The organism is Rhodovulum adriaticum, assembly GCF_004345735.1.
GTDB classification, from domain to species: Bacteria; Pseudomonadota; Alphaproteobacteria; order Rhodobacterales; family Rhodobacteraceae; genus Rhodovulum; species Rhodovulum adriaticum.
Genome location: NZ_SLXL01000031.1, coordinates 1 through 2,547 on the forward strand (window position 1 = coordinate 1; position 2,547 = coordinate 2,547).

Consider the following 2,547-nt stretch of genomic DNA (forward strand, 5'->3'; position numbering starts at 1 on the left):
ATGGTCCGTCGAGGGTCAGGCGGTGGGCGTTATGGACGATGCGGTCCAGGATCGCGTCCGCGAAGGTGGGCTCGCCGATGACCTCGTGCCATGCCTCGACGGGTAGCTGGCTGGTTATGGCGATCGAGGCGGTCTGATAGCGGTCTTCGACGATCTCCATCAGGTGGCGCCGCTGCATCGCGGTAAGCCGGTCCGGTCCCCAGTCGTCAAGGATCAGCAGGTCGGTGCGGACGAGCTGGCGGAACATACGCGGGAAGCTCCCGTCGCCCTGCGCCAGTTCGAGATCGGCGAACAGGCGCGGCAGACGATGATAGAGCACGGTTTTGCCGTCGCGGCAGGCCTTCTGGCCGAGCGCGCAGGCCAGCCAGGTCTTTCCGACACCGCACGGGCCGGTGAGGATCAGATTCTGCCGCTTCTCGATCCAGTCGCCTTGAGCGAGCTGGCGGAACAGGTCTCGGTCAAGTTGGCGCGGCGCGCGGTAGTTGACGTCCTCGATGGTGGCGCCGACATGGCGAAGCTTCGCCGCGCGCATCCGGCTTTGGTAACGCTTGGTACTGCGGTGGGTCGCCTCGCGGTCGATCAGCAGGCCCAGCCATTCGGCATGGCTGAGCGCGGCGGCATCGTCGTTGCGCTGCAACTCGGCGAAGGCTTCGGCCATGCCGTCGAGCTTGAGCTCGCGCAGGCGGTTCAGCGTGGGATGGTCGAGCATGTCGTCTCCTGTTCAGTGGAAGTAGCTGGCGCCGCGGATATTGGGGTGTGTGATCGCCGGCCCCTCCGCGGGCGTCTCGGGCCGTCGGCGATGCAGGTTGTTTTTCAAGATGGATTTGACGGAGCTGTAGGAGAGCGCGCCGATCTCGATGGCTCGCAGGCAGGCCGCCTCCAGCGCGTCACGCCCGTGCGGCTTGGCCAGCCGGACGATGCCGACGCAGGCCCGGAAGCCCTGCTCGGGATGGGTCTTCGCGCGGAGGATCCGATCGACCAGCGCCGCGGTGTTGGGTCCGATCTTCTCAGCCTTGCGCCGCAACTCCGCCGGGGTGAGCCCGGCATGCCGGCGATGCCTGTCGGGCATGTGGGCGGTCACGGTTGTGTGCTTGCGGTTGCCGGAGCTGCGGACGTGGGACGCCACACGCTGGCCGTCATGGAAGATCTCGACGGTCCGGTCGGTGATCCGCGCCCATAGCGTCTTCTTCAGAAGCTGGTGGGGCACCGAGTAGTAATGCCGCTCGATCTCGACATGGTAATCGAGGCCAACACGGCGCTCGAGCCAGTCGGCATATTCGTAGGGGCTGGCAGGAAGCGGGCGAAGGGCCGAGCGGTCGAGTTGCTCGAACAGGTCGCGCCGACTGGCGCCGAGATGCCGGGTCATCTTGCCGTTCAACCCGGGCAGCAGGTCGTCGATCGCCGCGTTCAGCTCGGCAAGCGAGAAGAACCGTCGCTTGCGCAGGCGGGCGATGATCCAGCGCTCGACCAGCAGCACGCCGACCTCGGCCTTCGCCTTGTCACGCGGCTTGTAGGGCCGCGCCGGGAGAACCGCCGTGCCGTAATGGGCGGCCATCTCGGCGTAGGTCCGATTGATCCGTGGCTCGTGGAAGCAAGCCTTGGTGACGCCGGCCTTCAGGTTGTCGGAGACGATCTGCTCGGGCACGCCGCCGAAGAACTCGAACATGCGCACATGGGCGCCGATCCAGTCCGGCAGGCTCTGGGTCCAGGTCGCCTCGACATAGGTGTAGTTCGACGCGCCCAGCACCCCGACGAAGATCTGCGCGGTCCGCACCTCACCGGTCGCGCCGTCGATGACCTCCACGGTGTCGCCCGCGTAATCGACGAAGACGCGCTCGCCGGCGACGTGATGCTGGCGCATGGTGGGCGACAGCTTCCCTTCCCATCGGCGATAAAGCTCGCAGAACCGGCTGTAGCCGTAGCCGTCCCGGGGATGGGCTGCGCGATAGTCCTCCCAGACCAGGGCAAGCGTGACCCCTTTGAGGCGCAGCGCGCGATGCACCGCCGGCCAGTCCGGGGGCGCGAGCCCACGGCGGGTCTTGCCGCCCGTCGGCGCGAACAGCCGCCGCTCCAGAGTGGCTTCGTCAAGGCCATCAGGCAATGGCCACGAAAGGCCCGCCCGCTCGGCGCGTTTCAAATACTCGCTGACCGTCGACTGGCCCACGTTCAGGCTCGCCGCGATCTTCCGGGTCGACAACCCGGCGGCCTTCAGGCGAAGGGCGTCTGCAATCTTGCGCATCGGCAATCGTCTCATCCTGGGCTCCTTGCTCGTCCTCTCGGACGGCAAGGCTAGCCCGCTGCACGATCGCCCAGCAGCACGTCTTACGGCCGGTTCCAGGGGTGATCGGAAACCCCGGAATCCGTGACCGGATCAAATCGGAACGTGTGACCGGATGTTATCGGAATCCGCGACCGGATGACCCCGGTGCGCGCAGTCAACTCGTCCGGATATTCGTAGCTCAATTCGCTGAGACAAAAGCTGCACCGCGCGGCAATCTCCAGGGTGCGCTTGAGCGCCGCCGGGTGCCGCCGGAAAAGCTGTGCCAT

At 66.5% G+C, this 2,547-nt stretch carries 3 protein-coding genes; all 3 read right to left on the bottom strand.

Features of this window, described 5'->3' with window-relative positions:
• Positions 1-709 (bottom strand): IS21-like element helper ATPase IstB (istB, locus tag EV656_RS16380; protein ID WP_132605856.1); only part of this gene is annotated, 709 nt, incomplete at its 3' end.
• Between the two features lie 12 nt (positions 710-721).
• Positions 722-2,254: an IS21 family transposase gene (gene istA / locus EV656_RS16385; protein ID WP_132605858.1), complete on the bottom strand. Its 1,533-nt coding sequence runs from the start codon at positions 2,252-2,254 to the stop codon at positions 722-724.
• Positions 2,255-2,322: 68 nt separating this feature from the next.
• A partial coding sequence (locus EV656_RS16740) for a hypothetical protein (RefSeq protein ID WP_132605860.1) occupies positions 2,323-2,547 on the bottom strand: 225 nt, incomplete at its 5' end.